Here is a 23,328-nt window from a genome sequence, read left to right on the forward strand (position 1 = left end):
CCTTGAAAGTGTTACTCACTCGCTTGATAACGTTGTCGGTGGTGTTGCTGGCGATCGTGCTTGGCTGGTTTGCCTGGGAGCATTACACCCGCGCACCGTGGACTCGCGATGCCCGGGTGAGGGCGGATGTGGTGACGTTGTCGGCGGATGTCTCCGGGCGCATTGTCAGCCTCGCGGTGCAGGACAACCAGCATGTCGACAAGGGCCAACTGCTGATGGAGATCGACCCGGCGCGTTACCGCCTGGCAGTGGAGCACTCGCGCCGCGAGGTGGAAGTGGCCAAGGCAACGCTGGGTCAGTCGCAAGCGGCGATCGTTGCCAGCGAAGCGTTGCTCAAACAGCGGCAAAGCGAAGAGCGTCGGCGGCGTACGCTCAAGCAGGGTTTCGCGATTTCCGGGGAGGAATGGGAGAAATCCAGTACCGACGTGGCGGTGGCTCAGGCCGACCTGTTACGCAACCAGGCGAATCTCGGCCTGGCCGAGGCCAACGTACAACTGGCGATTGCCGCGCTGACCCAGGCCGAACTGGATTTGCAGCGCACTCGCGTCGAGTCACCGGTCAGTGGCTATGTCACTAACCTGCTGACTCGCGAAGGTGACTACGCAGTGAGTGGCGGCGCGTTGTTGGCGCTGGTTGACAGCGATTCGTTCTACATCAGCGGTTACTTCGAAGAAACCAAACTGCCACGGATCGAGGAGGGCGATCGGGTACGCGTGCAATTGATGAGCGGGGAGTCCTTCGGCGGTACGGTGCAGAGCATTGCCTTCGCCATCGCCGACCGGGAGAACGCGCCGGGCAGCCGGTTACTGGCCAACATCAACCCGAGTTACACGTGGGTAAAACTGGCACAGCGGGTGCCGGTGCGGATCGAGATTGATGGCGACTATGCCGGCAAGGATCGCTTGCGCGCAGGCACCACAGCCACCGTTACCGTCCTGGAAAACAACACTGGAAAAAAGGCACAAAAAAACCCCGCGACCGAATGATACGCGGGGCAAAAAATTTGGTTGGTTGCGGCCAACCAAAGGAGCTCTTTAACAATCGATTACTTGCTGGCCACTGTCTCCGGTTGCCAGCCACCGCCAAGGGCTTTGTAGATCGCGACGATGCCGCGATACAGGTCGACTTCGGCCTGGGCCTGGCTGTCTTCGGCGTTCAGGCGCTCACGCTGGGCGTCGAGCAACACAAGGAAGTCGGTCGTACCTTCGCGATAGCGGATTTCCGCCAGGTCGGCAGCCTTGCGGCTCGATTCGCTCTGACGGATCAGCGAGATCAAGCGTTGCTGACGTTTGCCGTAATCACTGAAAGCGTTTTCCGATTCTTCCAGGGCCAGCAGCACTTGTTGCTCGTAGGTCGCCAAGGCGCCTTCGGCATCGGCATCGGCGCCACGCAAACGGGCGCGCACGCTGCCAAGATCAAATGCTGCCCAAGTGATGCTCGGGCCGAGTGCCCAGGCGTTCGCCGCCGAGGAACCAATCTGCGAACCACGCCCGGCCGTCCAGCCGAGGAAGCCGCTGAGGCTGACCCGTGGGAACAGATCGGCTTTCGCCACGCCGATGCGCGCCGTGGCCGAAGCCAGTTGGCGTTCAGCGCTGAGGATGTCCGGACGACGTTGCAACAGTTCACCCGGATCACCGATTGGCAGAGCCTTGGCAATCGCCGGCAAGTCTTTAGGACTCAGATCGACGGTCAGCTTGTCCGGACGCTCGCCCAAGAGGGTAGCGATACGGTTTTTCTGGCGAACCTGTTCTGCCTGCAATTGCGGCACGCTGGCTTCGACCGAGGCCAGACGCGCATCGGCGCGTTCGACATCGAGCTGATCGCCAACGCCGGCGTCACGCAGGCTGATGGTGATTTTGCGCGACTCCTGCTGGTTGTTCAGGTTGGCCACGGCGATCTTCTCGCGCAGCTGAGCGCCACGCAGTTGACCGTAAGCGTCGACCAGTTCGGCAATCATGGTGACTTGCAGTTGATACAGGTCGGCTTCGGCAGCTTGCTGATCGGCGTCGCTGGCTTCCAGGTTGCGCTGGATGCGGCCGAAAAGGTCCAGCTCCCAGGCCATGTCCAGACCGAGGTCATAGCGTTCGCTATTGACCCGGTTGGTGGTCTGGCCGGGGATTTGCCCCTTGGCCAGATCACTGCTGGCGCGGCTGGTGATGGTCGGCATCGCATCGTTGCTGGCGTCGTCGCGGATCGCCCGGGCGGCTTTCCAGCGGGCGAACGCCACGCGCAGTTCACGGTTGCCTTGCAGCGACTGGGTCACCAACTGGTTGAGGGTTGGATCGTCGAATTGCTGCCACCAGATGCCTTCGAATTTCGAACGGTCGAAGTTCTTTTGCCCGGCGGCGCCGTCGGTGACGGCCGTGATATTGGCCGCCTCCGTGGCAGGGGTCTTGTAGTCGGGGCCGACAGCGCAGGCGCTGAGGGCCAGCACCAGCAGACTCGGCAGGAAGACTTTCAGACTCATTGTTGCGCCTCCAGTTTCAGAGCTTTGGCCGCTTTGCGGGCTTCGCCGCGTTCGACAAAGTTACGGATCAGTACGTAGAACACTGGCGTCAGCAACAGACCGAAGAAGGTCACCCCGAGCATCCCGGAGAACACCGCCACACCCATGGCGTGACGCATCTCGGCACCGGCACCGCTGGAGAACACCAGTGGCACCACACCCATGATGAACGCGAAAGAGGTCATCAGGATCGGCCGCAGACGCAGACGGCAGGCTTCCAGTACCGCGGCGAGCGGGTCGAGGCCTTCTTCCTGTTTGTCCTTGGCGAACTCGACGATCAGAATCGCGTTCTTACACGCCAGTCCGACCAGTACGATCAAGCCGATCTGGGTGAAGATGTTGTTGTCACCGCCGGAGATGATCACACCGGTGATGGCCGACAGCAGGGTCATCGGTACGATCAGGATCACCGCCAGTGGCAGGCTCCAGCTTTCGTATTGAGCGGCAAGTACGAGGAACGCCAGCAATACGCAGAGCGGGAACACGAACAGCGCGGTGTTGCCGGACAGAATCTGCTGGTAGGTCAGGTCGGTCCACTCGTAGGTCATGCCGTTCGGCAGTTCATCTTTCAGCAGTTTCTCGATGGCTTTTTCCGCCTGGCCGGAGCTGTAGCCCGGGGCGGCCGCGCCGTTGATTTCTGCGGTGATGAAGCCGTTGTAGTGCATCACGCGATCCGGGCCCGAGGTGTCGCTGACCTTGATGAAGGTCGCCAGCGGGATCATTTCGCCTTTGTTGTTGCGTACTTTCAGCTGGCCGATCTGGTCGGATTCGAGGCGGAACTGCTGTTCGGCCTGAACGTTGACCTGATAGGTACGCCCGAAGCGGTTGAAGTCGTTGGCATACAGCGAACCCAGGTAGATCTGCAGGGTGTCGAAGATGTCGCTGACGGCCACGCCGTGGGTCTTGGCTTTTTCACGGTCGATGGCGGCATCGACCTGCGGCACGTTCACGGTGTAGCTGGTGAACAGGCCGGCCAGTTCCGGCACGCTGTGGCTCTTGTTGATGATGTTCATGGTTTCTTTGTACAGCTCGTCGTAGCCCAGGTTGCCCCGGTCTTCGATTTGCAGACGGAAACCACCAATGGTGCCCAGACCTTGTACTGGCGGTGGCGGGAAGATCGCCATGTATGCCTCTTGAATGTTCGCGTATTGGCCGTTCAAGGCACCGGCGATTGCACCGGCGGACATGCTCGGGTCTTTACGTTCGTCGAACGGTTTCAGGGTCACGAAGACGATGCCGGCGTTCGGGCTGTTGGTGAAGCCGTTGATCGACAGACCCGGGAACGCTACGGCGCTTTCCACGCCTGGCTGTTTCAGCGCCATGTCGGACATGCGCTTGATCACGTCTTCGGTGCGATCCAGGCTCGAAGCATCCGGCAGTTGCGCGAAGGCCACCAGGTATTGCTTGTCCTGGCCGGGTACGAAACCGGTCGGCGTGCTGGAGAAACCGAAGAAGGTCAGCACCATCAGGCCTGCGTACAACAGCAGGGCGATGCCGCTGCTACGGATAACCCGGCGCACGGTGCCGACGTAGCCATGGCTGGCACGATCGAAGAAACGGTTGAACGGACGGAACAGCCAGCCACCGAAGATCTTGTCGAGCACTTTGGAGAAGCGGTCTTTCGGTGCGTCGTGGCTTTTCAGCAATACAGCGGCCAGTGCTGGCGACAGGGTCAGCGAGTTGAACGCCGAGATCACCGTCGAAATGGCGATGGTCAGTGCGAATTGCTTATAGAACTGCCCGGTGAGACCGGAGATGAAGGCCGCCGGAATGAACACCGCACACAGCACCAGCGCCGTGGCAACGATCGGACCTGTTACTTCACGCATCGCCCGTTTGGTGGCTTCGACCGGTGTCAGTCCGAGTTCGATGTTCCGTTCGACGTTCTCTACCACCACGATGGCGTCGTCCACCACGATACCGATCGCCAGTACCAGGCCGAACAGCGAGAGCGCATTGAGTGAGAAGCCGAACAGGTGCATCACCGCAAACGTACCGATCAACGATACCGGCACCGCCACCAACGGAATGATCGAGGCGCGCCAGGTTTGCAGGAACAGGATCACCACCAGTACCACGAGGATTAGTGCTTCGAAGAGGGTGTGAACCACCGCCTCGATCGAACCACGCACGAAGATCGTCGGGTCATAGACGATGCTGTAGTCCATGCCTTGCGGGAAGTTTTTCTTCAGCTCGTCCATCTTGCCGCGAACATCGTTAGAGATGTCGATGGCATTGGAGCCTGGACGCTGGAAGATCGGGATGGCCACCGCCGGCTGGTTGTCCAGCAACGAACGCAGTGCGTATTGGCTGGAGCCCAGCTCAACGCGAGCGATGTCCTTGAGGCGAGTGATTTCACCGTTGTCGCCTGCGCGAATGACGATGTTCTCGAATTCTTCCTCGCTGACCAGTCGGCCCTGAGTGTTGACCGACAGCTGGAAGCTCTGGGCATTCGGGGCAGGGGGCGCACCCAATTGACCGGCCGCGACCTGACGGTTCTGCTCACGAATGGCGGTGACGACATCGGTTGCAGTCAGATTGCGCGAAGCGGTCTTGTTCGGATCGAGCCAGACACGCAGCGAGTAATCGCCCATACCGAACAGCTGCACGTCACCGACACCGTTCAGACGAGCCAGCTCATCCTTGATGTTGAGGATCGCGTAGTTGGACAGGTAGAGCATGTCGTAGCGCTTGTCCGGCGAGGTCAAGTGCACAACCATGGTCAGGTCGGGCGAAGCCTTGTCGACGGTGATACCGATGCGCGTCACTTCCTCGGGAAGTTTCGGCTCGGTACGAGTCACCCGGTTTTGCACCTGCACCTGCGCATTGTCCAGGTCAGTGCCCAGAGCGAAAGTGATGGTCAGGGTGATCTTGCCGTCGGCGGTCGACTGCGAGGACATGTACAGCATGTTCTCGACGCCGGTGATGGCCTGCTCCAGCGGAGCGGCCACGGTTTCACCGATGACTTTTGGGTTGGCGCCCGGGAAGTTGGCACGCACCACCACGGTCGGTGGTACGACTTCCGGGTATTCGCTGATCGGTAGCTGGAACAGCGAGATCGCACCGGCGATCAGGATCAACAGCGACAGCACCGCTGCGAAGATCGGCCGTGAAATGAAGAATTGGGAAAAATTCATCGGAGTTGTCGTCCCTTAACCGCGTGGGGTCGTAGCAGCCAGCTTCACAACCGAACCGGACGCACCTTTGGCAGGGGCGACTTTGGGCAGGTTGCTGGCTTCCAGCGCTTGACGTTGTTGAGCGAGTGCCGCGATGGTCTGTTCACTGGCCATCGGCACCACTTCTGGGGTGACCGGCGAGCCAGGACGAACCCGTTGCAGACCCTTGACGATGATCGTGTCGTCCTTGTTCAGGCCGTTACGGACGATGCGCAGGCCTTCGATTTTCGGACCCAGTTCGACGGCGCGGTACGCGGTTTTGTTGTCCGCATCCATCACCAGTACGAACTTCTTGCCGAGGTCGGTACCGACGGCTTCGTCGTTGATCAGCATGGCGTTGTAGGTGCCGCTGCCGACCAGTTTCAGCCGTGCATACAGGCCCGGGGTGTAGGTGCCGTCGCGGTTATCGAATACCGCGCGACCCCGGATGGTGCCGGTTTTCGGGTTGACCTGGTTGTCGACGAAGTTCATCTGGCCGAGGTGCGGGTTGCCGTCTTCGTTGGACAGGCCCATGTACACCGGGGTGGTCGCGCCGCGCTGACCGTTACGGGCCAGTTGCGTGTATTTGAGGAACACACGCTCGTCAGCGTCAAAGTAGGCATAAACGCGATCGGTGGACACCACACTGGTCAACGGCGTGGTGTCGGCAGTCACCAGGTTGCCGGCGGTGATCTCGGCACGGCTGACGCGGCCACTGATCGGTGCGGTTACGCGGGTAAAGCTCAGGTTCAGTTTGGCCAGGTCCAGTTGCGCTTGCAGGGCACCGACGGCGGCGCGGGCTTCTTGAGCGGCGCTGGTGCGCGAGTCGGCCAGTTCGGCGGAAATGGCGTTGCTGGCACGCAGACGTTCACCGCGACCGGCTTCGTTTTCGCTGCGGGTGGCGTTGGCGCGGGATTGGGCGACCAGTGCTTCGAGGCGGCGCACCTCGGCCTGGAACGGACGCGGGTCGATCTGGAACAGCAGGTCGCCTTTCTTGACCAGTGCGCCTTCGGTGAAAGCCACCTCGTCAATCTGGCCGGAGACCCGTGGACGGATTTCAACGGTTTCTGGCGCTTCGAGGCGCCCGGTGAATTCGTCCCACTCGTTGACCGGTTGTTCCAGCACCTTGGCCACGCTGACTTTCGCAGCGGGCATAGTGGCGGCAGTCTCCGGAGTCTTGCCGCAGGCGCTCATCACCAGTACGGCCAACATGGCCAATGGGAAGCGCAAATGTTTGAGTGACTGTTCCATGGATGCATCCGCCAATGTATTGAAGATGGGCGGATGATGCTCGGCGAGGTGTGATGGCACGAATCGAATGAAGCAAAGGTAACTATCATTCGGAATGATATAAGAGCCGAACGAGCCCTCTAGCATGCACCTTTCGTTAGGTGGCTATCAATCTCTCTGAGGGCAATTCTCTGTTGCCGGTCGTGCAAAAGTCAGGGGCGAGGCTGCGCGGCGGGGATTATGCGGGGATTAAAAATGCCGAACCCGCCATGGCGGCGGGTTCGACAATACGATCAGAGTTTCGGCAACTGGCCGATGCGGCCGATCATTTCCGTGACGATCTGCAGATCCAGCTGGAATTGCTCCACGGTCTTGAACTCGCCATCGGTGTGACCGGTGTACTTCACATTCGGCATCGCCAGACCGAACTGCACACCGTTCGGCAGTTCATGCACCGAGGTGGCGCCGGCGGAGGTGCCGAACTCGTGTTTCATACCGAGGTTTTCTGTCGAAACCGCCAACAATGCCTTGACCCATTCGCCCTCAGGATTGCGGTACATCGGCTTCGCAATCGAGTAGTCGAGCGCAACCGCTACGTGGGATTTCTTGCTCCACGCCGCCAGTTTCTCAGCGATTTCAGCCTTGAGCTTCTCCGGCGACTTGCCCTTCGGCACGCGCAGGTTGACCGCGAGTTTGAAGGCCTTTTCGTCCATGCCGACGTAGGTCAGCGAAGTCGTCAGCGGCCCCATGAAGGAATCCGAGAAGCCGACACCCAGCTTGTTGCCCAGGTAATCCAGGCCCCAGTTGTCGGCGGCATAACGCGCGGCATCGGTGATGTGGTTGTGCTTGAACGCGACTTTGCCATCAAGGCTATTGATAAAGACCAGCATCCGCGCGACCGGGTTGACCCCGGATTCTGGCTCGGAGGAGTGCGCAGATACGCCAGTCACGGTCAGTTTGACGTCTTTGCCGTCGACCTTGGCGCTGACCTGGAAATCGCCGCCATTGCGCTTGGCAAACTCGTCACCGGCCTTCTGCAGGCTGGCAGCCAGCTCCGCAGGCTTGTCGGTGACCAGGGTGGCGACCGATGCCGACGGAATCTGGTTGGTCGCCAGGCCACCGGTCATCGAGGTGATCTCCGCACCTTTGCCTTCACCTTTGCGCTTGGCAAAGTTGGCCATGACGGTGCCGTAGCCTTTCTCGGCAATCACCACCGGGTAACCACCATCCAGCGCCAGGTTGTAGTTCGGCGTCGGATTGCGTTCGAAGTAGTAAGGGATCGCATCGCCCGTGGTTTCTTCGGTGGTGTCGACCAGCAGCTTGAAGTTGCGCACCAGCGGCAGTTTTTCTTCCTTGATGACTTTCATGGCGTAGAGCGTAACCACGATACCGTTCTTGTCATCCTCGGTGCCGCGACCATACATGCGGTCGCCGATCCGGGTGATCTTGAACGGGTCGAGGCGGGTGCCATCCTTGAGCACCCAGTTTTCCGGCGTCACCGGTACCACGTCGGCGTGCGCATGAATGCCGACGACTTCATCGCCACTGCCGTCGAGGGAAATCTCGTACACACGGTTGTCGATGTTGCGGAATTTCAGATTGAATGACTCGGCAAGACTTTTGATCTTTGCGGCGATCTTGATGAATTCCGGGTTGTCATGCTGTTCGACACCGTCCTTGCGATACGTCGGGATCTCGACCAGTTCGCGCAGGGTCTCGGTGGCGGCAGCGCTGTATTTCGCTCGCGTGTAGAGACCCAACAGACGATAGATTTCGTTCTGCTGCTCGGCCGTCAGGCTCTTGTTATCGAGGTAAGCGCCAATGGCCGGGCCGATGTCGGCGGTTTTCGCCAGATCGCTCTTGCCCAGGCTGCCGAGGAACTGGCGGAAGTCTGTGGCTTTGTCGGCGCTGTAAGTCTTGAGAATTTCAGCGCTCTGCTGCGGGGTGATATTGGCTTGCGCGGGCGCCGTGAACACGGCAAGACCGGCCAGCATCAAGGTGGTGGCCGCCAGTTTTTTGAAAGGGACATTCATTACGAAGGGCATTCCTTTGCAGGGCAGTGAGTAAGGCGTGTCTCAACATTGAGACACATACACTTACAAACTAACACCGTGCCAGAGCCTTGCGGGAGTCCTGAAAGGGGATCTGTCGCACAAAAATGCAAAAGAGGCGCACAAATGAAAAAGCCCGGGGACGGTTTCCGGGCTTTTTTATGGGGGCAATCAACTGACGATCAGAGCTTCGCCAATTCCCTGCGCCAGGTTCAACAAAGGGCGGTTATCTGAAGATCTGTTCAATCATGATCCTGGCCGGGATGAATAGCGTGTTCGTGTAATAGGCCTCATACCCATAGGCAGTTATGCGAACTTTGCACGGGATTGAAGCTTGCGATGTCAGCAACGGTTTGATGGCGTCGTAGTCATTCAAGTCGCGTTGGGTGCCATCCGCATTGGTGTAGTAAAAGATCAGATCGGAGGAAAACTTGTAGTTGGGCCTGGCTTGACTGCTTGCGTTCACTCGCCCTTCGGCTTTTACCGCGATTGGATGCTTGGATGAGAACTCCATGTCTCGGTTCAGAGAGCAGATCAGGGTAGGGCTGAGCTGGTTGGCACTTTCGTAATCATTGAAAGCGTTCTGCAAATCCACAGTGGAGTTGAAGTGTGCCGTGAACAGGTTGGCGGGGCCGAGTTGAAACGACGATAACGTGAGGCCGGCGGGTGGAATACTGGCCGTTTTTACGCAGCCAGTGCAGAGAATAACGCCCAGGTAAATGACCGCGCGGAAGCTGTTCATTGGCCAAAGATACCGTTGATTGAATCAAAAATCAGATCGCAGGCGGACTTCGTTCCTTGCACAGGTTCGAAAAACAACCAGTCAGCAGAAGCACGGTGCTTATCAATGGTTTTATTGATGGTCGGACCTGCCTCGATATTCGAAGTGACGTTTCGAGTGAGTTTGGTTCTATCATGAGCTGGCGTTCATGTAAGCACTTTTCTGATAACTCGCTGGATGCTGCCCTAATGAGAGACCTGCCGCCCACCGCGACCTTGCGCGCATTTGAAGCTGCCACCCGGCACTTGACCTTTACGTCGGCCGCACAAGAGCTACATGTGACTCAAAGCGCGGTCAGTCATCAGCTCAAGCATCTTGAGGCCCTTTGGGGAGTGCAGTTGTTTGAACGTGGCAAGGCGTTACGTCTCACCGCTGCGGGGGCTGCGCTGGCGCCCATCGTGCGCGAGTTTTTCATCAGCCTCGAGGCGACTCTGGGGGATTTGCGCGAGCAAAAAGACAGGGTTCGACTCAGCGTCAGTACCACCTATTCCTTCGCGCTCAAATGGCTGCTGCCACGCTTGCCGCGTCTCTCTCGTCAGCACCCCGAGCTGCTGGTCTCGCTGGACACCACGGATAAAATAATCCACTTCTCTCACGGCCAGGCGGATGTTGCGATCAGACTCGGCAAGGGCGATTACCCCGGTCTGCATTCTGAGTTCCTGTTTGGGGAGCAGGTATTTCCTGTGGCCAGCCCCGAACTGTTGCGGCGCGTCGGAACTCCGCAGAACCCCGCAGAACTGTTGCATTTTCCGCTGCTGACGCGGGATGGTGCCGAACTGGTACCAAAATGGGAGGTGTGGTTTCAAGCCGTCGGGCTGGCTTATCTGCCGCTCAAGGAGAGCGTCAGATTTGGCGATACCAACATGACGGTCGAGGCCGCCTTGCTCGGCCATGGCGTTGCATTGGTGCGCAGCGGGCATGTCGAGAACGAAATCAGCGATGGCCGTTTGGTGCGGCTGTTTGATGTGCCATTCCCATCACCGCTGGCTTACTACTTCGTCTGCCCCAAGGGCATCGAAGCGCAACCGCACATCGTCAGCTTTCGCCAATGGTTGGTCAGCGAGGCACTGAAAGTCCAACGACTGGATGAGTGAGTCATGAGTATCTGTTCATGTTGTGATGAGGAGGCTTCGCTTTAGTCCCGGCGCCGCATTGCCTAAAGTGGCGCATGCCTATTCATCTCATCTTCCTCGTACTTTTCGCCGCGCTCCTGCATGCCAGCTGGAATGCGCTGCTGCGTAGCGGCGCCGATCGGCTGTGGTCGATGACGGTGATGTGCATTGCCATCGCGATCACCAGTGTCGTCGCCGCAGTGTTCATGGTGCCCCCCGCGATTGAGAGCTGGGGCTATGCGGTGCTTTCGGGGTTGCTGCATGTCGGCTACAACCTGTTTCTGGTGCGCAGTTACCGGGTCGGCGACCTGGGGCAGATCTATCCGATTTCCCGTGGGTCGTCGCCGGTGCTGATTACCTTGGGGGCCGCCGTGTTTGCCGGAGAAAGCATCACGCCTGACGTGTTACTCGGTATTGCGCTGGTATCAGGCGGGATTATGTCGCTGGCGTTCAGAGGGCGCAGTCTGTCGGTTCCCAGCCTGCCTTATGCGCTGGGAACGGGCGGCTTTATCGCGGCCTACAGCGTAGTCGACGGCATCGGCGCCAGGCTCTCGGGTGCGCCGCTTGCCTACACCGTGTGGATGTGCGCCCTGTGGGGCGTACTGATGCCAATGGTCTACATCGGCCTGCGCGACACCCGCAGCTTGTTCTCCGTCCGGCCCGGAACAGTGACCGCGTTGGTCGGCGGGCTGGTCTCTTTGCTCGCCTATGGAATGGTCATCTACGCCATGAACGAAGCGCCCTTGGGCGCGGTATCGGCATTGCGCGAAACCAGCGTGCTGTTTGCGGCGTTGATCGGCTATGTGTTTCTCGGCGAGACGCTCACCGCGCGCCGGATACTGGCATGCGTAGTGATCGCCAGCGGCACCCTCATCATTGGCTGATACAGCCCAACGGCTCAGGAGTCATGTTTCATGGTCAACGTCTCGCAGGCACCGCTGATTCTAATCACGGGTGGAAGTCGTGGAGTGGGGGCAGCCACCGCGCGGCTGGCCGCCGCAAGAGGTTATGACGTGGCGATCAGCTACGTTGCCAACGAGTCCGCGGCGCTGGCCGTGGCTGCGGATGTAGAAGCATTGGGGCGCCGGGCGTTGACGATGCGGGCCGACAGTGCGGACCCCCAGCAGGTGGCCGATTTGTTCGCGGCCATCGATCGCACGTTCGGACGTATTGACGTCCTGGTCAATAACGCCGGGATGCTGGCGCCTCAGTCACGTCTGGAAGACCTCGGTTTCGAGCGGATGCAGCGCATCTTTGCGGTCAATGCCATTGGGCCAGTTCTCTGTGCCCAACAGGCGGTGAAGCGTATGTCTTACCGCCACAACGGCCCGGGCGGCGTGGTGATCAATGTGTCTTCGGCCTCGGCGCGCCTCGGCAGCCCCAATGAATATGTCGACTATGCGGCGTCAAAGGGCGCGTTGGAGACGTTCACCATTGGCTTTGCAAAAGAGGTGGCTCGGGAAGGCATACGCGTCAACTGTATTCGCCCCGGACATATCTATACCGACATGCATGCCAGTGGCGGTGAGCCGGGGCGGGTGGATCGTGTCAAGGATTCGATCCCGATGGGGCGGGGCGGACAGCCTGAGGAAGTAGCTCGCGCGATTCTATGGTTGGCGAGCGCGGAGGCATCCTTCGTTACCGGTACATTCCTCGATGTAACGGGGGGCAAATGAGTCAGTGGCACGGATCATCCACTACCTGCGTTCGGCTTGCCTAACCTTGCGACTCAAACCCGGTGTCTTGCCCGTGATGCGCTTGAATGCACGACTGAAAGCGGCCTGGGATGTATAGCCCAAACGCTGCGCTACCTCTTCAATCGGTAGCCTTTCGAGGGTCAGCCACTGGCTTGCAAGCCGCATTCGCAGTTCGGTGACATAGCGCAGCGGGGCCATGCCAATCGTCGCCTGGAAGCGGTCCGCGAAGGCCGAGCGTGAGGAATTGCAGTGCTCTGCCAACTGCGCAACAGTCCAGTCGCGGCCCGGTTGTTGATGGAGCGCAAGCAGTGCACCGGCCAAGCGGGGATCGCGCAAGGCGGCGACCAGGCCAGAAGCATTGCCGCAGGCGCACTCGACCCAGCCGCGAACGACCATGGCCGCCACCACGTCGGCCAAACGCGCGAGGATGCCAGCGAAGCCGACGCGTGCGGCGCTTACCTCGCGTTCCATGGTGGTCAGGATCGGCACCAGCCCGGGGTAACGCTGGCCGCCGGCATCAATCAGCATCAGTCCCGGCATCAGCCGGCCAAGGCCATGGATACTGCCCAGCTCAAACTCCATACAACCACTGAACAGAATAGTGCTCGGAGTGGCGCCGGCATCGGTTCCGGTATCCACCGCGCTGACGGTGTCACCCAAGGGCGCGCCGTCTAGACGGTCGATGTCTTGAACAGGCGCGTCCGGATGGGAAAACAGTTGATGGGCCGCGCCATGGGAAATAAACACGGCGTTGCCGGCAGACAGCGCGTACGTAGTTCCGTCCTCCATCCGCAACACCGCATTGCCGACGGCCATGAAGTGGAACCAGGCGTGCCCAGTTTTTTCCGCGAAGCCCAAACCAAAGGCAGGGCCCGCCTGGATGCGCCGGTATTCAACGCCACGCAGACGCATGCCGCGCAACAGTTCGTTGATGAGGTCCGAGGAAAGAGCAAACTGATCTGCAGGCATAGTTCAGGTGTTTTGGTCAAAAAGTAGAGATTATGGATCATAGATCATCCAAGTTTCGGCGCCTAGACTCCGGGCTCGCCATGAATATCGGGAGATCCGTGCAATGACTGACTGTGTATGTAACACCGTAGCCGACCGCCATTGCGGCGTCGGCGCGGACGTAGAGCCTGCAACCCCCGCGTGGATGGCCGTATTTTCGTTGGCAATGGGTGTGTTCGGGTTACTGACCGCTGAGTACCTTCCGGCCAGTTTGTTGACGCTGATGGCTACCGACCTGGGAGTGTCTGAAGCGCTGGCTGGCCAGGCGGTAACGGTAACCGCCGTGGTGGCGTTGTTCGCTGGCTTGTTGGTGCCAGGCCTGACCCGCGGCATCGACCGACGCTGGGTGTTGTTGGGTTTTTCGACGTTGATGGTCGCCTCCAATCTGTTGGTCGCCGTTTCCTCCAGCTTCGCGGTGCTGTTAGTGATGCGCATCTTGCTGGGCATTGCCCTTGGCGGGTTCTGGAGCATGGCGGCGGCGGTAGCGATGCGCTTGGTGCCGAGTGCCTTGTTGCCCCGGGCGCTGTCGATCATTTTCAGCGGCATCGCCATCGGCACGGTAGTGGCAGTGCCGCTGGGCAGCTATCTGGGTGGGCTGTATGGCTGGCGCAGCGCGTTCTTCGCCGCGGCGGCGGTAGGCATGGTGACCTTGGCTTTCCAGGCGTTCACTCTGCCGCGTCTTGCGCCGCGCCGGCCGGCACGCCTGCGCACTGTGCTCGAGGTGTTGCGGCGCCCAGGCATCGCCATGGGGATGTTCGGTTGTGTGCTGGTGCACAGCGGCCATTTCGCGATGTTTACGTATGTTCGGCCATTCCTTGAAGGGACTACCGGCATCGGCGCGCAAGGGTTGTCACTGATGCTGCTGGGGTTCGGTGTGGCGAACTTCGTCGGCACGCTATTGGCCGGCAGGCTGCTGGAGCACCACCCGCTGGCCACTCTGGTGCTGATGCCCGCGCTGGTCGGCGTTGCAGCACTGGCGTTGGTGCTGTTGCCGGCCTCGGTACTGGGGCAAGCGGTACTGCTGGCAGTCTGGGGCATGGCCTTTGGTGGTGTGCCGGTGGCGTGGTCGAACTGGGTCGCCAGCGCGGTACCTGATCAGGCGGAAAGCGCCGGAGGCATGGTAGTGGCCTCTGTGCAGTCAGCCATCGCCACGGGCGCCGCCGCTGGCGGTGCAATGTTCAGCCTCGGTGGCAGCGCAGGCGTATTCGTAGCGGCAGCCGTGCTGATGCTGCTGGCGGCGTTGCTGATTGCCCTGCGTGTCCGCGTCCCTTCTGCCCATGGCGTTCACCAGGCCAAGTCCGTGCTGCACCTTTGATCCGGCTTGCCAAACCGCCTCGATCCGTCCGTAACCAGGGACGCAGCCGTGTTATCGAGCTGCAAGTGGGGCGAACCGATCCTGTTCCGTTACTGAACTCCCACGCCGCTAATGGGCCAGTTGGATCGGGTCCAACTGGCGCAGAAGCCGGATCCCGAAATCTGGCAGGGTTGGGTCAGTGAAGCGGCGGCCAGGAAAATCGATGCGACGTTTTGGAAGATTTTCCAAGGCAGGGAAGCCTTTCTTTAATCGCAGATAGATTGCGCTGAGTTTGCCGATGTTCGCCGTTCTAAAGTGCGCACCGTCGCGGTCGATAACTCAGAGTACGCATGGGCTCTATCTCCTCATAACAACACATGCGACGTTCACTGCTAGCGTTTCCCCTTGCCAAAACTATAAATATCCGCAGGTGAAGTCATGAATATCAAGCAGAAGCTGACCTGGGCGTTCGCAGCTATCGCGTGCGTCCCGGTCATCTTGGTCGCCGTTTTGGTAGTGCTGAATTTGCGAGAGGGGGCTCAGGCCAATTTTCTCGACAGCAGCGGTCGTGAGATCCGCCAGATCGACAATGGCATGAAGCAGTTTTTCGACGGCATAAGCCAAAACGTCGACTATATAGCCAAGGACCCGCGCGTTGTCGCGGCCAAAGAACTCAAGAGCTACGCGGGTGCCGAAGCCGCGCAAATTCCACTTACTCAGGCCAACAAAGAGCTGCTGGCGATATTTGAGCAGTTCGCCAAAAGTCATCCGAGTACTGCTTACCTGTCCCTGGGTCTGAGCGACGGCGGATACGCCAGTTGGCCGGACGACACCAAGTTGAACAACTACGATCCGCGCGTCCGTCCCTGGTATAAGGCGGCCATCGCCACGCCAGGCGCCACTGTGCGCACGGGTGCCTACTATTGGGCGCCGGACGATGTGACGCTGATCGGCACCGTGCGTACTGTCGCCGACGCCGCCGGGAATATCCTGGGAGTGGTTGGCCTTGATGTATCGCTTAAACAGCTCACTGAACTGGTGCGCAACATCAAGCTGGGCGATAGCGGCTACCTGATGCTGGTGGAAGACAACGGTAACGTGCTGGTAGACGCCAGCGACGCGAAGCACAACTTCAAACCTCTGGCCGACCTGGGTCCCAACTACGCCGAACTAGCCAAGGGAGGCGACGGCGTGACCCAAATCCAGATTGATGGCGTGGCCTACATGGCCAACGTGGTCAGTTCCAAAGACCTGGGCTGGCGCTTTATCGGCCTGATCAAGCGTGATGAAGTGATGGCCGACGTCAGCCGGCTGACCTGGTTGATCGCCGCCATTGCAGCGGCATTGGCGTTGGTGTTCGCGATAGTAGGCGCCAGCTTTGCCAGCGTCATCGTGCGTCCGATTCGCGGCGTGGCCGACGGCCTGCAAGAAATCGCCGAAGGAGAAGGCGACCTGACGCGCCAACTCCAGGTGCAGGGCAAGGACGAAACCGCCAGCCTGGCGGGCTGGTTCAACCAGTTCCTGAGCATGATTGCACAATTGGTGCAACGCATAGGCAGCGCCTCATCTGACCTGCAGACCGCGGCCGCCGAGACTAGCGAAGTGGCCAACAACATGAACCAGGCTGCAGGTCGCCAGCGTGAGGCCGTGGAGTTGGTGAGCACCGCGTTCAACGAAATGGTCGCTACTGCCAACGAAGTTGCACGTTCGTGCAGTGCTGCCGCGTCGAGTGCCGACGAAGGCTACCGCGACGTACATGACGGCCAGCAGCACATCGGCGAAGCCACCGGCAGCGTGCTCAAGCTCAGCGAAGACCTGCAAAAGTCGACCCAGACCATGCAGTTGCTGGAGCAGGACAGCCAGAACATCAACACCATTCTCGATACCATCCGCTCGATTGCCGAGCAGACCAACTTGCTAGCGCTTAATGCGGCGATTGAAGCGGCGCGCGCAGGTGACCAAGGCCGAGGTTTCGCCGTAGTCGCCGACGAAGTCCGCGCCCTGGCTCGCAGGACAGCCGACTCCACCGGCGAGATCGACAGCTTGCTGGGCAATCTCGCCCGCCGCACCCAAGAGGTCACGCAGCAGATGCAAGGCAGCCTGCAAGTGTCCCACGCCAGTGTGGAACGCATTCAGCAGGCGCGTGACAGCTTCGACAAGATCCTTGGCTCGGTGGACTCGATCCGCGACCAGAATACCCAGATCGCCACAGCCGCTGAGGAGCAGCACCAGGTGGCCGAAGAGATCAATCGCCACATCGCGCAGATCCATGCCGATGCCCAACTGGTCGAAGGCTTTGCTCAGTCGTCACAGGCAGGCTCGGGTCGATTGATAGACATTTCCGGTCAGCTGAAAGGCCTGGTGGGTCGTTTCAAATATTAGTATCCCGACCCGAATGAAAACGGAGAGCGTTCACCGTTTTCATTCGGCCGACATACGCAGTTTTATTGCTTCCACTGTTCCGTTGAAACCTCAGGCCGGTCTATCGAATAGCGGAGAGTCCTAGCTCTAGAGACTATCCGGATCCCCAAAAAACATTTTGACTAGGCTCTAGGAAGGCGTTTTCAGGTCGATAATGCTGTTATTTGCCCCCCCTTTTGCCCCCAATCGCATTGAGTGTGCGAGTGATCTTGAATGGTGACCTGCGACTGACTCCAGTATGGCAGTACCTGGTATTCGGTGCACGCAAGCTAAAGCGGCGCTCCCGAGCAACGCAATCAGCGTGAGCGAGGATCTTTATTTGATCCGAAACACACTGGTTTTATGCTTGCCTCTCATTCAGCCCTGATTGTTTCGTGAAATATTTCTGCATAAAGCCGAGCGACGGTCGGTGTGAGGTTGTGTACTGAAGGAATCAGAAAATTTGAGTTGGGGGCGAGTCGTTTTGCGTAGATGACTTCGTAAACCCTGCGAACGATTCCTGGCTCTGTTTCCTCTTGGTCGAAGCCAGGCATTATTCCTACGGCTTTGTAACCCGCATGCTCCAGTGCTTGTTGCATATACGGAGCGCTGGTTGTCGCCATACCATAGATCAAGCCCGCTCCCATGAACCTTCCCATTTTTTCTCCGAGGTCTTGGGCAGCTACGGCCAGTTTGGTTTGTCTATGATGTTTGGCTACCGCGCCCACTCGCCCGAAGATGACATCAGCGCCGTCAATTTTTTCCCACGTTGCTATCGCGACGATTTCATGATTTCGGCGGACCACTATAGCGAACATCGCCCGCTCCAGATCGTCTTCGAGCACCACGTTGTCTTCATAAAATTGCTGGTTCAGAAAAGGGCTCCCTAACCCCACCGTAATGGCGGGAAACCACGTCTGGAAAAAAATTATCGCTACATCGATCTCCTCGCGTTTCAGGTAATCCCATGTGTAGCCAGAGGGTAAAACAGTGAAACTGCGAATCTGATCGATCATTGGCCATTTCATGCGGTTCTGCTCGTCTTGATAGTCTAATTGCCTTTCAGGAATCGGTCGGAGAAAGGGGCTTATTCAGTCGCTTCTCTATCGAGTTGTCTGCGATCTATCAGCAATTGCCGGGCGTCTAGTGAGGGGAGGCGGCGGGTTAGACGGCGGTGTTTTCAGGTTTGAGGACAGCGCCCTCGCAGAGTCCTGGGTTATGCCTGGCCGCAAATTGTCTGTGGCGGTCGACCACTTCACCGATGACAAACTGCATCAGCTTCTGGACGAAGGCCGTATCGAGGTTGGCCTCCTGGGCGAGGGCTGTCAGACGTTCGTATTGATGCTGCTCTCTCTTCTTGTCCACCGCTGGCAATTGATGTCGGGCTTTAAGCAACCCGACCTCATCAGTACAGCGGAACCGTTCAGCAAGCATGTGGATGAGCGCGGCGTCGATATTGTCGATGGTTTGTCTGAATGCCGAGAGTTGACGCGTGATGTCGGAATTGTCCATGGATAACCTCGTGGCAGTTGTTCTAAGGGGCTTGTCTGTACCCTTCCTTGGTCCTTCCATGATTGGACGGAGAACCTGAGCAGGCGCTTTACGCGGGATCGGGCATGTTCAACGATTCCTCCAGCCACTGCATGACTACCTTGAAAGCCGAGTCTGAATTGCGTTCATAGATCAATCCGTGGCCGTTGCCGTGAATACCCAGTGCCGGTAGATCCAGGTGGTGAATGTTGGCACCGGCATTTCGCAGGAAAGGGACAATGCTGGATGCGTAAGAAGCAAACGCTGATGTCTCACCTGTCATCAGCGCTACCGGAACGCCCTGCAATCCGGGAATTTTCAGGGTTGATGGTTCTGCTGTGCGGACTTGCTCCGCCGTCTCGCGAGGCGGATCAAAGGTCAAAGGGGCGGCGGTCAGTCCCCATTCGAGGCTGCCTATACCCGGCGTATGGCCAAATACCGGCCCCATAGGCTCCACTGCCACAATCCCTGCGATCAGGTCGGGTCGACGATCGGCGACCAACCAGCCACTGGGCCCGGAAGCGGAATGCGTAACGATGATGGCCTTACCGATTCTGTCGAGCAGTTCGGCCAGTCGGTCCGCGTCCAGGGTCTGCGAGGCCGCAAGGTCAGCCGGCATGGGGCCGTAAGCTGCAATGAAGGCGTCAAACGCTGCTTCGTCATCCGACTCAAACGGCCACTGCGTTTCTCCACCTCCCTCTGGAAAGTAAACTTCGCGGGCGCGTTCATAGGAGAACGCTGGCCCCATCGGTCCCATGATGTCGGGGTGATACGGCGATCGCCCGTGGCCGGGTCTGTCGACGCGAAAGACTACGAAGCCCGCTTCGAGGAACCGCTGCGCCCATCCCGGGCGACCATCGGGTGTATCCAGCCATTCGGTGCCCTGCAGCGTGCCGCCGTGCACCAGCACCACGGGATAGGCTTGAGTGATGTGCTCAGGGGATTCCCAGGCTACGTACATCGGACCCTTCTGGAAATTTTTACCGTTCTGGGTAACACGGGCGCCGGTCACCCAGAAGTTGCCACGCCGCGTACGTTTTATCGGTGCGCTTCGCCAGGGTTGCTGGGCATGATCGGCTGATTGGGTAAGTGTCTGCGTAGCGAAGACCGACCAGTCCTTGTGCCCGTCTCCCCGGGCAACTGCCGACGTCATTTTCGATCGCACTGCATCCGCAGCAGGCAGTTCCAGGTCCTTGAGACGGCCCGCATCAATAGCCAGATTTATATCCTTGAGGCCAAGAGACAGTTTGAAACCCGGTTCAAAGCTGTTGTTGGCGATGTTCTGCCCATACCGTTGATAACTGGGGCAGGCGAACAGGGTCTGGGTCATGAGGTTGACGAAAATCGAAGGGGTCAGTCCGTGGCGTTGAACGAGTCCGCTTGCTTCGCCCAGCGACTGGATGGCTTGAGTGATCATCATGTTGCCGGCGATTTTCGCGATACACGCGTGTTCAGGCTGATCGCCCAGATACCAGGTTTTTTTCCCGAGCAGGTCAAACAGCGGTTGAACCGTCGAGACAGCTAGCTGCGATCCGGCCGCCAGGATGTTCAACTCGCCGCTCGCGGCCACGGCGGGCACGCCGAAAACCGGTGCCGCGACCAATGCCATGCCGATTGCATCATGCATGCCCTGCAACTCGACCATGAGTGAAGGCGACAAAGTCGACATCACGACATGCACGCAGGCCTTGTCTGCATTTTCCAGAGCAGCGCTGGACAGCAGCACTTCCCTGACGGCGGCATCATCGGCCAGCAGGCTGATGACGACCTCTTGCTGAAAGGCCGAGGACGGGGATTCGAGAACGCTTACTCCTTCGAGATCCATAATCGCAGCGTGACTACGGTTCCATGCCGATACGTGATGGCCGGCCCGGATGAGCAACGGAATGATCGCTCTGGTCATGCTTCCCACACCGATAAAGCCAATCTTCATTTGCAGTCCCTCGGTTGGTGTTTCGACGAAGGTGTATGCAGAGAAGTATGTCGAGCCTGGGATTGCTACGGCACTGCCATTACTGCACTCTCACTGTTCATTTTTGTACGGGGTAGAGTATGGACTGGAGTGATGTGCGGATCTTTCTCGCGATTGCCCGCAGTGGGTCATTGGGCGCTGCTGCCAAGCTGTTGGGTGTTAGCCATCCGACCGTGGGGCGGCGCTTGCAGGTGCTTGAGCAGTCCAGTGGCCAGCCCATTTTCCTGCGTACCACCCAAGGTTTGGTACTGACCGACAGCGGAGAGAAGCTGCTCAGCCTAGCGCAGGAAATGGAGCAGAGTGCGTTGGCCATCGAAAGGCGCCTGGCGGGCGACAGCGCCCAGCCAGAAGGTGTGTTGCGCATTTCTTGCGCTGACTGGTTTGCCTGTTATGTGCTGGCCCCCGTCCTCAGTGAACTGGGGCGACGTTACCCTCTGATTGTGCCTGAGGTTATCGCCGGGCATCGATTGTTTGACCTGGCTCGTCGCGACGCCGATATCGCGTTTCGAATCGTCCCTTTCACCGAACCCGATATTGTTCACCGCAAGCTGATCTCCCTGAGCTATGGGTTATACACGGCCGTCGGATCTGCTGATCCCGAGCCACAGGGCGAGGGGGTTGGTTTGATTACCATGAGTGTTGCCCAGTCTCATTATCCCGATGTGCAGTGGCTGCAGCAGCGTTACCCTCTGGCGCGTACCTTGTTCACCAGTAGCAGCCGCACAGTCCAGGCGCAAATGTGCACGCAGGGGCAGGGCGTTGCCGTATTGCCCCGCGCCTTGGGTGACCAATTAACGGCGCTGCGGTTGATTGATCCGCACGAGCCGCCACCGGGTCGCGACATATGGATGGGCTACCACCAGGACATGCGCCAGATGGACAGCCTTCGTGCTCTTGCCGATCTTGCTTCCATCATGATCGGCAATCAGGCATGCGGTTGACTCACTCTGCTGGGTGCATGGCCGCCGTTTGCGGATCAGTAGCAGGTTGGCGCGTCAGGGTAAGGCTCAATCCCGCGCCTACCGCCAGGCATGCTGCGATGCAGAGTATGGAGACGGTGAAAGCGTGGGTGATGGCAGCCGCGTCCGTATCCGTGCCTAGAAGGGTGTAGAAAATGCCGCCTATTATTGCCACGCTCAGTGACGTGCTGATTTGCAGGGTGGAGCTGGTAATGCCTGCAATCATGCCGGAGTATGCGGGTGCCACACGTCCTGTGATCATGCGCATCAATGTCGGAAGGGCTAATCCTTGTCCGAAACCGATCAGAAACAGAATGACGGCAAGGGGCAGCGCAGCGGGGCTGGCGGACATCGGCGTGTGCGCCACGAGCCAGGCCAAGAGCACAAATCCCAACACTTCAAGCCCCATTCCGACGGGATTGACGTATGCCCCCAGAAAACGCCTGAACTGAGGGGTGGAAAGCGGTCCCAGCAAAAATCCCGCGCCGAAAGGAAGGAAGACGAGGCCTGCATTGAGTGGGCTCGTGTGCAGCGCTCCCTGTAGATAAATGGAAAGCAGCAGGAAAAACACGCCGATCGCGTAAAAGGTGAGGGCGACGAGCAGTGCCCGGGCAAGACCGGGCGCGCGCAGTGCGGCAGGATTCAGCAACGGAGCACCTTGCGCTTGATGCAGGCGGGCTTCGTAGCGCCAGAACAGCCAGGCCAGCAGCGGCACCGCTGCAAGCGACAGCCAGGCCCACAAAGGCCAACCCGATTCACGCCCCTCGATCAGAGGAATGATCAGAGCCGCAAGCGTCACCATCGACAATAGCGTTCCGCCCAGATCCAGCTTGCTTGTCTGTGGTGCGTGGGTTTCCTTGACCACTGGAATGGCGACAAGGATGACCAGTAACGCAATCGGTAAATTCACCAGAAATATCGCCCGCCAGCCCAGGTTCATCAGGTTGAGCGATATCAATATTCCGCCAAGTGCCTGGCCGACTACCGAAGCCAGACCAAAGACCGCGCCATACAGGCTCAGTGCCAAGGGCTTTTCGGAGTCGGGGAATATCGCCTGCACTGATGCGAGTGCCTGAGGTGCCATGATGGCTGCCGTCACGCCTTGCAGCGAACGTCCGGCGATCAACACCCAGGGTGACTCGGCTACACCGCAGATCAGTGAGGCAACGGCAAAGCCAACCAGACCAACGAAGAACATTCTCATGCGGCCATAGATGTCACCCAGCCGTCCACCGGTAATCAGTGTCACGGCATAAAGCGCCGCATACGAGGAGATGATCAACTGTTCGGCGGAGGAGGCCGTGCCTAGCGATTGCTGAATTGAAGGCAGCGCTACGTTGACGATGAAAAAATCCAGCGGCGGTAAAAATGCACCGACCAACAAGATGGTGAACATCAACCAACGCCGCGGTTCCGGGGGGGCGACTTTTGTCTTAGGCATAAGGTCTCCTTCCTGGAACCCTTCGGTTCCAGAATATTCTCGATTGCAGGTCATGCTCTGAATCAGCTGACTCCAATCTAAACGATCAAACCTTCCCTTACGCCTCACATAAATGAACGGCCAATGTTCATTTATGGCAGTGCCGCTCAGCCCCTGACTCCTCTCAAAATGGCCGCACTGTGGTTCCAGTCG

17 protein-coding genes and 1 pseudogene are annotated in these 23,328 nt (G+C 59.0%); 8 read left to right on the forward strand and 10 right to left on the reverse strand.

The window, feature by feature from the left end:
• Positions 1-2: 2 nt before the first annotated feature.
• On the forward strand, positions 3-986 hold the full coding sequence (locus PspS49_RS14030) for an HlyD family secretion protein (RefSeq protein ID WP_160039822.1): 984 nt from the start codon (positions 3-5) through the stop codon (positions 984-986).
• A gap of 59 nt (positions 987-1,045) precedes the next feature.
• Here PspS49_RS14030 and PspS49_RS14035 read toward each other — a convergent pair whose 3' ends face one another.
• The 5 genes from PspS49_RS14035 to PspS49_RS14055 form a co-directional block, all read right to left on the reverse strand.
• Entirely contained in the window at positions 1,046-2,467 is a 1,422-nt protein-coding gene (locus PspS49_RS14035) for an efflux transporter outer membrane subunit (protein WP_150751519.1), read from the reverse strand.
• A complete protein-coding gene (locus PspS49_RS14040; protein WP_160039824.1) occupies positions 2,464-5,643 on the reverse strand; it encodes an efflux RND transporter permease subunit in 3,180 nt (1,059 codons plus the stop codon). Before PspS49_RS14040 ends, PspS49_RS14035 begins: the two co-directional genes overlap by 4 nt.
• A 15-nt stretch (positions 5,644-5,658) precedes the next feature.
• Complete coding sequence (gene mexE, locus PspS49_RS14045; protein ID WP_127927306.1) at positions 5,659-6,912, reverse strand: multidrug efflux RND transporter periplasmic adaptor subunit MexE; 1,254 nt, start codon at positions 6,910-6,912, stop codon at positions 5,659-5,661.
• 272 nt (positions 6,913-7,184) lie between these two features.
• A complete protein-coding gene (locus PspS49_RS14050) occupies positions 7,185-8,924 on the reverse strand; it encodes a dipeptidase (RefSeq protein WP_160039826.1) in 1,740 nt (579 codons plus the stop codon).
• Positions 8,925-9,168: 244 nt separating this feature from the next.
• Complete coding sequence (locus PspS49_RS14055) at positions 9,169-9,684, reverse strand: hypothetical protein (RefSeq protein ID WP_160039828.1); 516 nt, start codon at positions 9,682-9,684, stop codon at positions 9,169-9,171.
• A 227-nt stretch (positions 9,685-9,911) separates the two neighbouring features.
• Here PspS49_RS14055 and gcvA point away from each other — a divergent pair, with 227 nt between their 5' ends.
• The 3 genes from gcvA (at position 9,912) to PspS49_RS14070 (ending at position 12,511) form a co-directional block, all read left to right on the forward strand.
• Complete coding sequence (gene gcvA / locus PspS49_RS14060; protein WP_160042530.1) at positions 9,912-10,817, forward strand: transcriptional regulator GcvA; 906 nt, start codon at positions 9,912-9,914, stop codon at positions 10,815-10,817.
• A 74-nt stretch (positions 10,818-10,891) separates the two neighbouring features.
• Positions 10,892-11,719, forward strand: coding sequence for a DMT family transporter (locus PspS49_RS14065; protein WP_160039830.1), 828 nt, complete (start codon positions 10,892-10,894; stop codon positions 11,717-11,719).
• A gap of 30 nt (positions 11,720-11,749) precedes the next feature.
• The gene (locus PspS49_RS14070; protein ID WP_127927320.1) at positions 11,750-12,511 is read left to right on the forward strand and encodes an SDR family oxidoreductase; all 762 of its coding nucleotides are present in this window, start codon (positions 11,750-11,752) and stop codon (positions 12,509-12,511) included.
• Positions 12,512-12,532: 21 nt separating this feature from the next.
• On the opposite strand, the gene PspS49_RS14075 is transcribed toward PspS49_RS14070, so the two are convergent.
• Positions 12,533-13,501 (reverse strand): AraC family transcriptional regulator, encoded by a 969-nt coding sequence (locus PspS49_RS14075; RefSeq protein WP_127927322.1) that lies wholly within the window; start codon positions 13,499-13,501, stop codon positions 12,533-12,535.
• A 103-nt stretch (positions 13,502-13,604) separates the two neighbouring features.
• Between PspS49_RS14075 and PspS49_RS14080 the strand changes: the two genes are divergently transcribed.
• The 3 genes and pseudogenes from PspS49_RS14080 to PspS49_RS14085 all read left to right on the forward strand — a co-directional run bounded on the left by PspS49_RS14080 (position 13,605) and on the right by PspS49_RS14085 (position 17,216).
• Complete coding sequence (locus PspS49_RS14080; protein ID WP_127927324.1) at positions 13,605-14,855, forward strand: MFS transporter; 1,251 nt, start codon at positions 13,605-13,607, stop codon at positions 14,853-14,855.
• 24 nt (positions 14,856-14,879) lie between these two features.
• Positions 14,880-15,104: pseudogene (locus PspS49_RS29835) on the forward strand (hypothetical protein); the annotation flags it as partial.
• Positions 15,105-15,272: 168 nt separating this feature from the next.
• The gene (locus tag PspS49_RS14085) at positions 15,273-17,216 is read left to right on the forward strand and encodes a methyl-accepting chemotaxis protein (RefSeq protein WP_127927326.1); all 1,944 of its coding nucleotides are present in this window, start codon (positions 15,273-15,275) and stop codon (positions 17,214-17,216) included.
• A gap of 392 nt (positions 17,217-17,608) precedes the next feature.
• Here PspS49_RS14085 and PspS49_RS14090 read toward each other — a convergent pair whose 3' ends face one another.
• The 3 genes from PspS49_RS14090 to PspS49_RS29840 all read right to left on the reverse strand — a co-directional run bounded on the left by PspS49_RS14090 (position 17,609) and on the right by PspS49_RS29840 (position 20,697).
• Positions 17,609-18,250 (reverse strand): hypothetical protein, encoded by a 642-nt coding sequence (locus PspS49_RS14090; protein ID WP_160039832.1) that lies wholly within the window; start codon positions 18,248-18,250, stop codon positions 17,609-17,611.
• 148 nt (positions 18,251-18,398) lie between these two features.
• Positions 18,399-18,746 carry a chorismate mutase gene (locus PspS49_RS14095; protein WP_058426038.1) on the reverse strand — a complete coding sequence of 116 codons (348 nt, stop codon included), beginning with the start codon at positions 18,744-18,746 and terminating at the stop codon, positions 18,399-18,401.
• Positions 18,747-18,834: 88 nt separating this feature from the next.
• On the reverse strand, positions 18,835-20,697 hold the full coding sequence (locus PspS49_RS29840; RefSeq protein WP_223271419.1) for an NAD(P)-binding domain-containing protein: 1,863 nt from the start codon (positions 20,695-20,697) through the stop codon (positions 18,835-18,837).
• Positions 20,698-20,816: 119 nt separating this feature from the next.
• Here PspS49_RS29840 and PspS49_RS14110 point away from each other — a divergent pair, with 119 nt between their 5' ends.
• Positions 20,817-21,677 carry a LysR family transcriptional regulator gene (locus PspS49_RS14110; protein ID WP_056859940.1) on the forward strand — a complete coding sequence of 287 codons (861 nt, stop codon included), beginning with the start codon at positions 20,817-20,819 and terminating at the stop codon, positions 21,675-21,677.
• A gap of 1 nt (position 21,678) precedes the next feature.
• On the opposite strand, the gene PspS49_RS14115 is transcribed toward PspS49_RS14110, so the two are convergent.
• A complete protein-coding gene (locus PspS49_RS14115) occupies positions 21,679-23,091 on the reverse strand; it encodes an MFS transporter (protein ID WP_223271418.1) in 1,413 nt (470 codons plus the stop codon).
• Positions 23,092-23,328: the final 237 nt, after the last annotated feature.

Origin of the sequence: Pseudomonas sp. S49 (assembly GCF_009866785.1) — a bacterium.
Lineage (GTDB): Bacteria > Pseudomonadota > Gammaproteobacteria > Pseudomonadales > Pseudomonadaceae > Aquipseudomonas.

Excerpts from the sequence above, each read along its gene's own strand:
- PspS49_RS14090 (WP_160039832.1), bottom strand. The coding sequence starts at position 18,250 with ATGATCGATCAGATTCGCAGTTTCACTGTTTTACCCTCTGGCTACACA.
- PspS49_RS29840 (WP_223271419.1), bottom strand. The coding sequence starts at position 20,697 with ATGAAGATTGGCTTTATCGGTGTGGGAAGCATGACCAGAGCGATCATT.
- PspS49_RS14040 (WP_160039824.1), bottom strand. The coding sequence starts at position 5,643 with ATGAATTTTTCCCAATTCTTCATTTCACGGCCGATCTTCGCAGCGGTG.
- PspS49_RS14035 (WP_150751519.1), bottom strand. The coding sequence starts at position 2,467 with ATGAGTCTGAAAGTCTTCCTGCCGAGTCTGCTGGTGCTGGCCCTCAGC.
- PspS49_RS14070 (WP_127927320.1), top strand. The coding sequence starts at position 11,750 with ATGGTCAACGTCTCGCAGGCACCGCTGATTCTAATCACGGGTGGAAGT.
- PspS49_RS14095 (WP_058426038.1), bottom strand. The coding sequence starts at position 18,746 with ATGGACAATTCCGACATCACGCGTCAACTCTCGGCATTCAGACAAACC.
- PspS49_RS14085 (WP_127927326.1), top strand. The coding sequence starts at position 15,273 with ATGAATATCAAGCAGAAGCTGACCTGGGCGTTCGCAGCTATCGCGTGC.
- PspS49_RS14065 (WP_160039830.1), top strand. The coding sequence starts at position 10,892 with ATGCCTATTCATCTCATCTTCCTCGTACTTTTCGCCGCGCTCCTGCAT.
- PspS49_RS14115 (WP_223271418.1), bottom strand. The coding sequence starts at position 23,091 with ATGTTCACCATCTTGTTGGTCGGTGCATTTTTACCGCCGCTGGATTTT.
- PspS49_RS14075 (WP_127927322.1), bottom strand. The coding sequence starts at position 13,501 with ATGCCTGCAGATCAGTTTGCTCTTTCCTCGGACCTCATCAACGAACTG.
- gcvA (WP_160042530.1), top strand. The coding sequence starts at position 9,912 with ATGAGAGACCTGCCGCCCACCGCGACCTTGCGCGCATTTGAAGCTGCC.
- PspS49_RS14080 (WP_127927324.1), top strand. The coding sequence starts at position 13,605 with ATGACTGACTGTGTATGTAACACCGTAGCCGACCGCCATTGCGGCGTC.
- PspS49_RS14110 (WP_056859940.1), top strand. The coding sequence starts at position 20,817 with ATGGACTGGAGTGATGTGCGGATCTTTCTCGCGATTGCCCGCAGTGGG.
- PspS49_RS14050 (WP_160039826.1), bottom strand. The coding sequence starts at position 8,924 with ATGAATGTCCCTTTCAAAAAACTGGCGGCCACCACCTTGATGCTGGCC.
- PspS49_RS14055 (WP_160039828.1), bottom strand. The coding sequence starts at position 9,684 with ATGAACAGCTTCCGCGCGGTCATTTACCTGGGCGTTATTCTCTGCACT.
- mexE (WP_127927306.1), bottom strand. The coding sequence starts at position 6,912 with ATGGAACAGTCACTCAAACATTTGCGCTTCCCATTGGCCATGTTGGCC.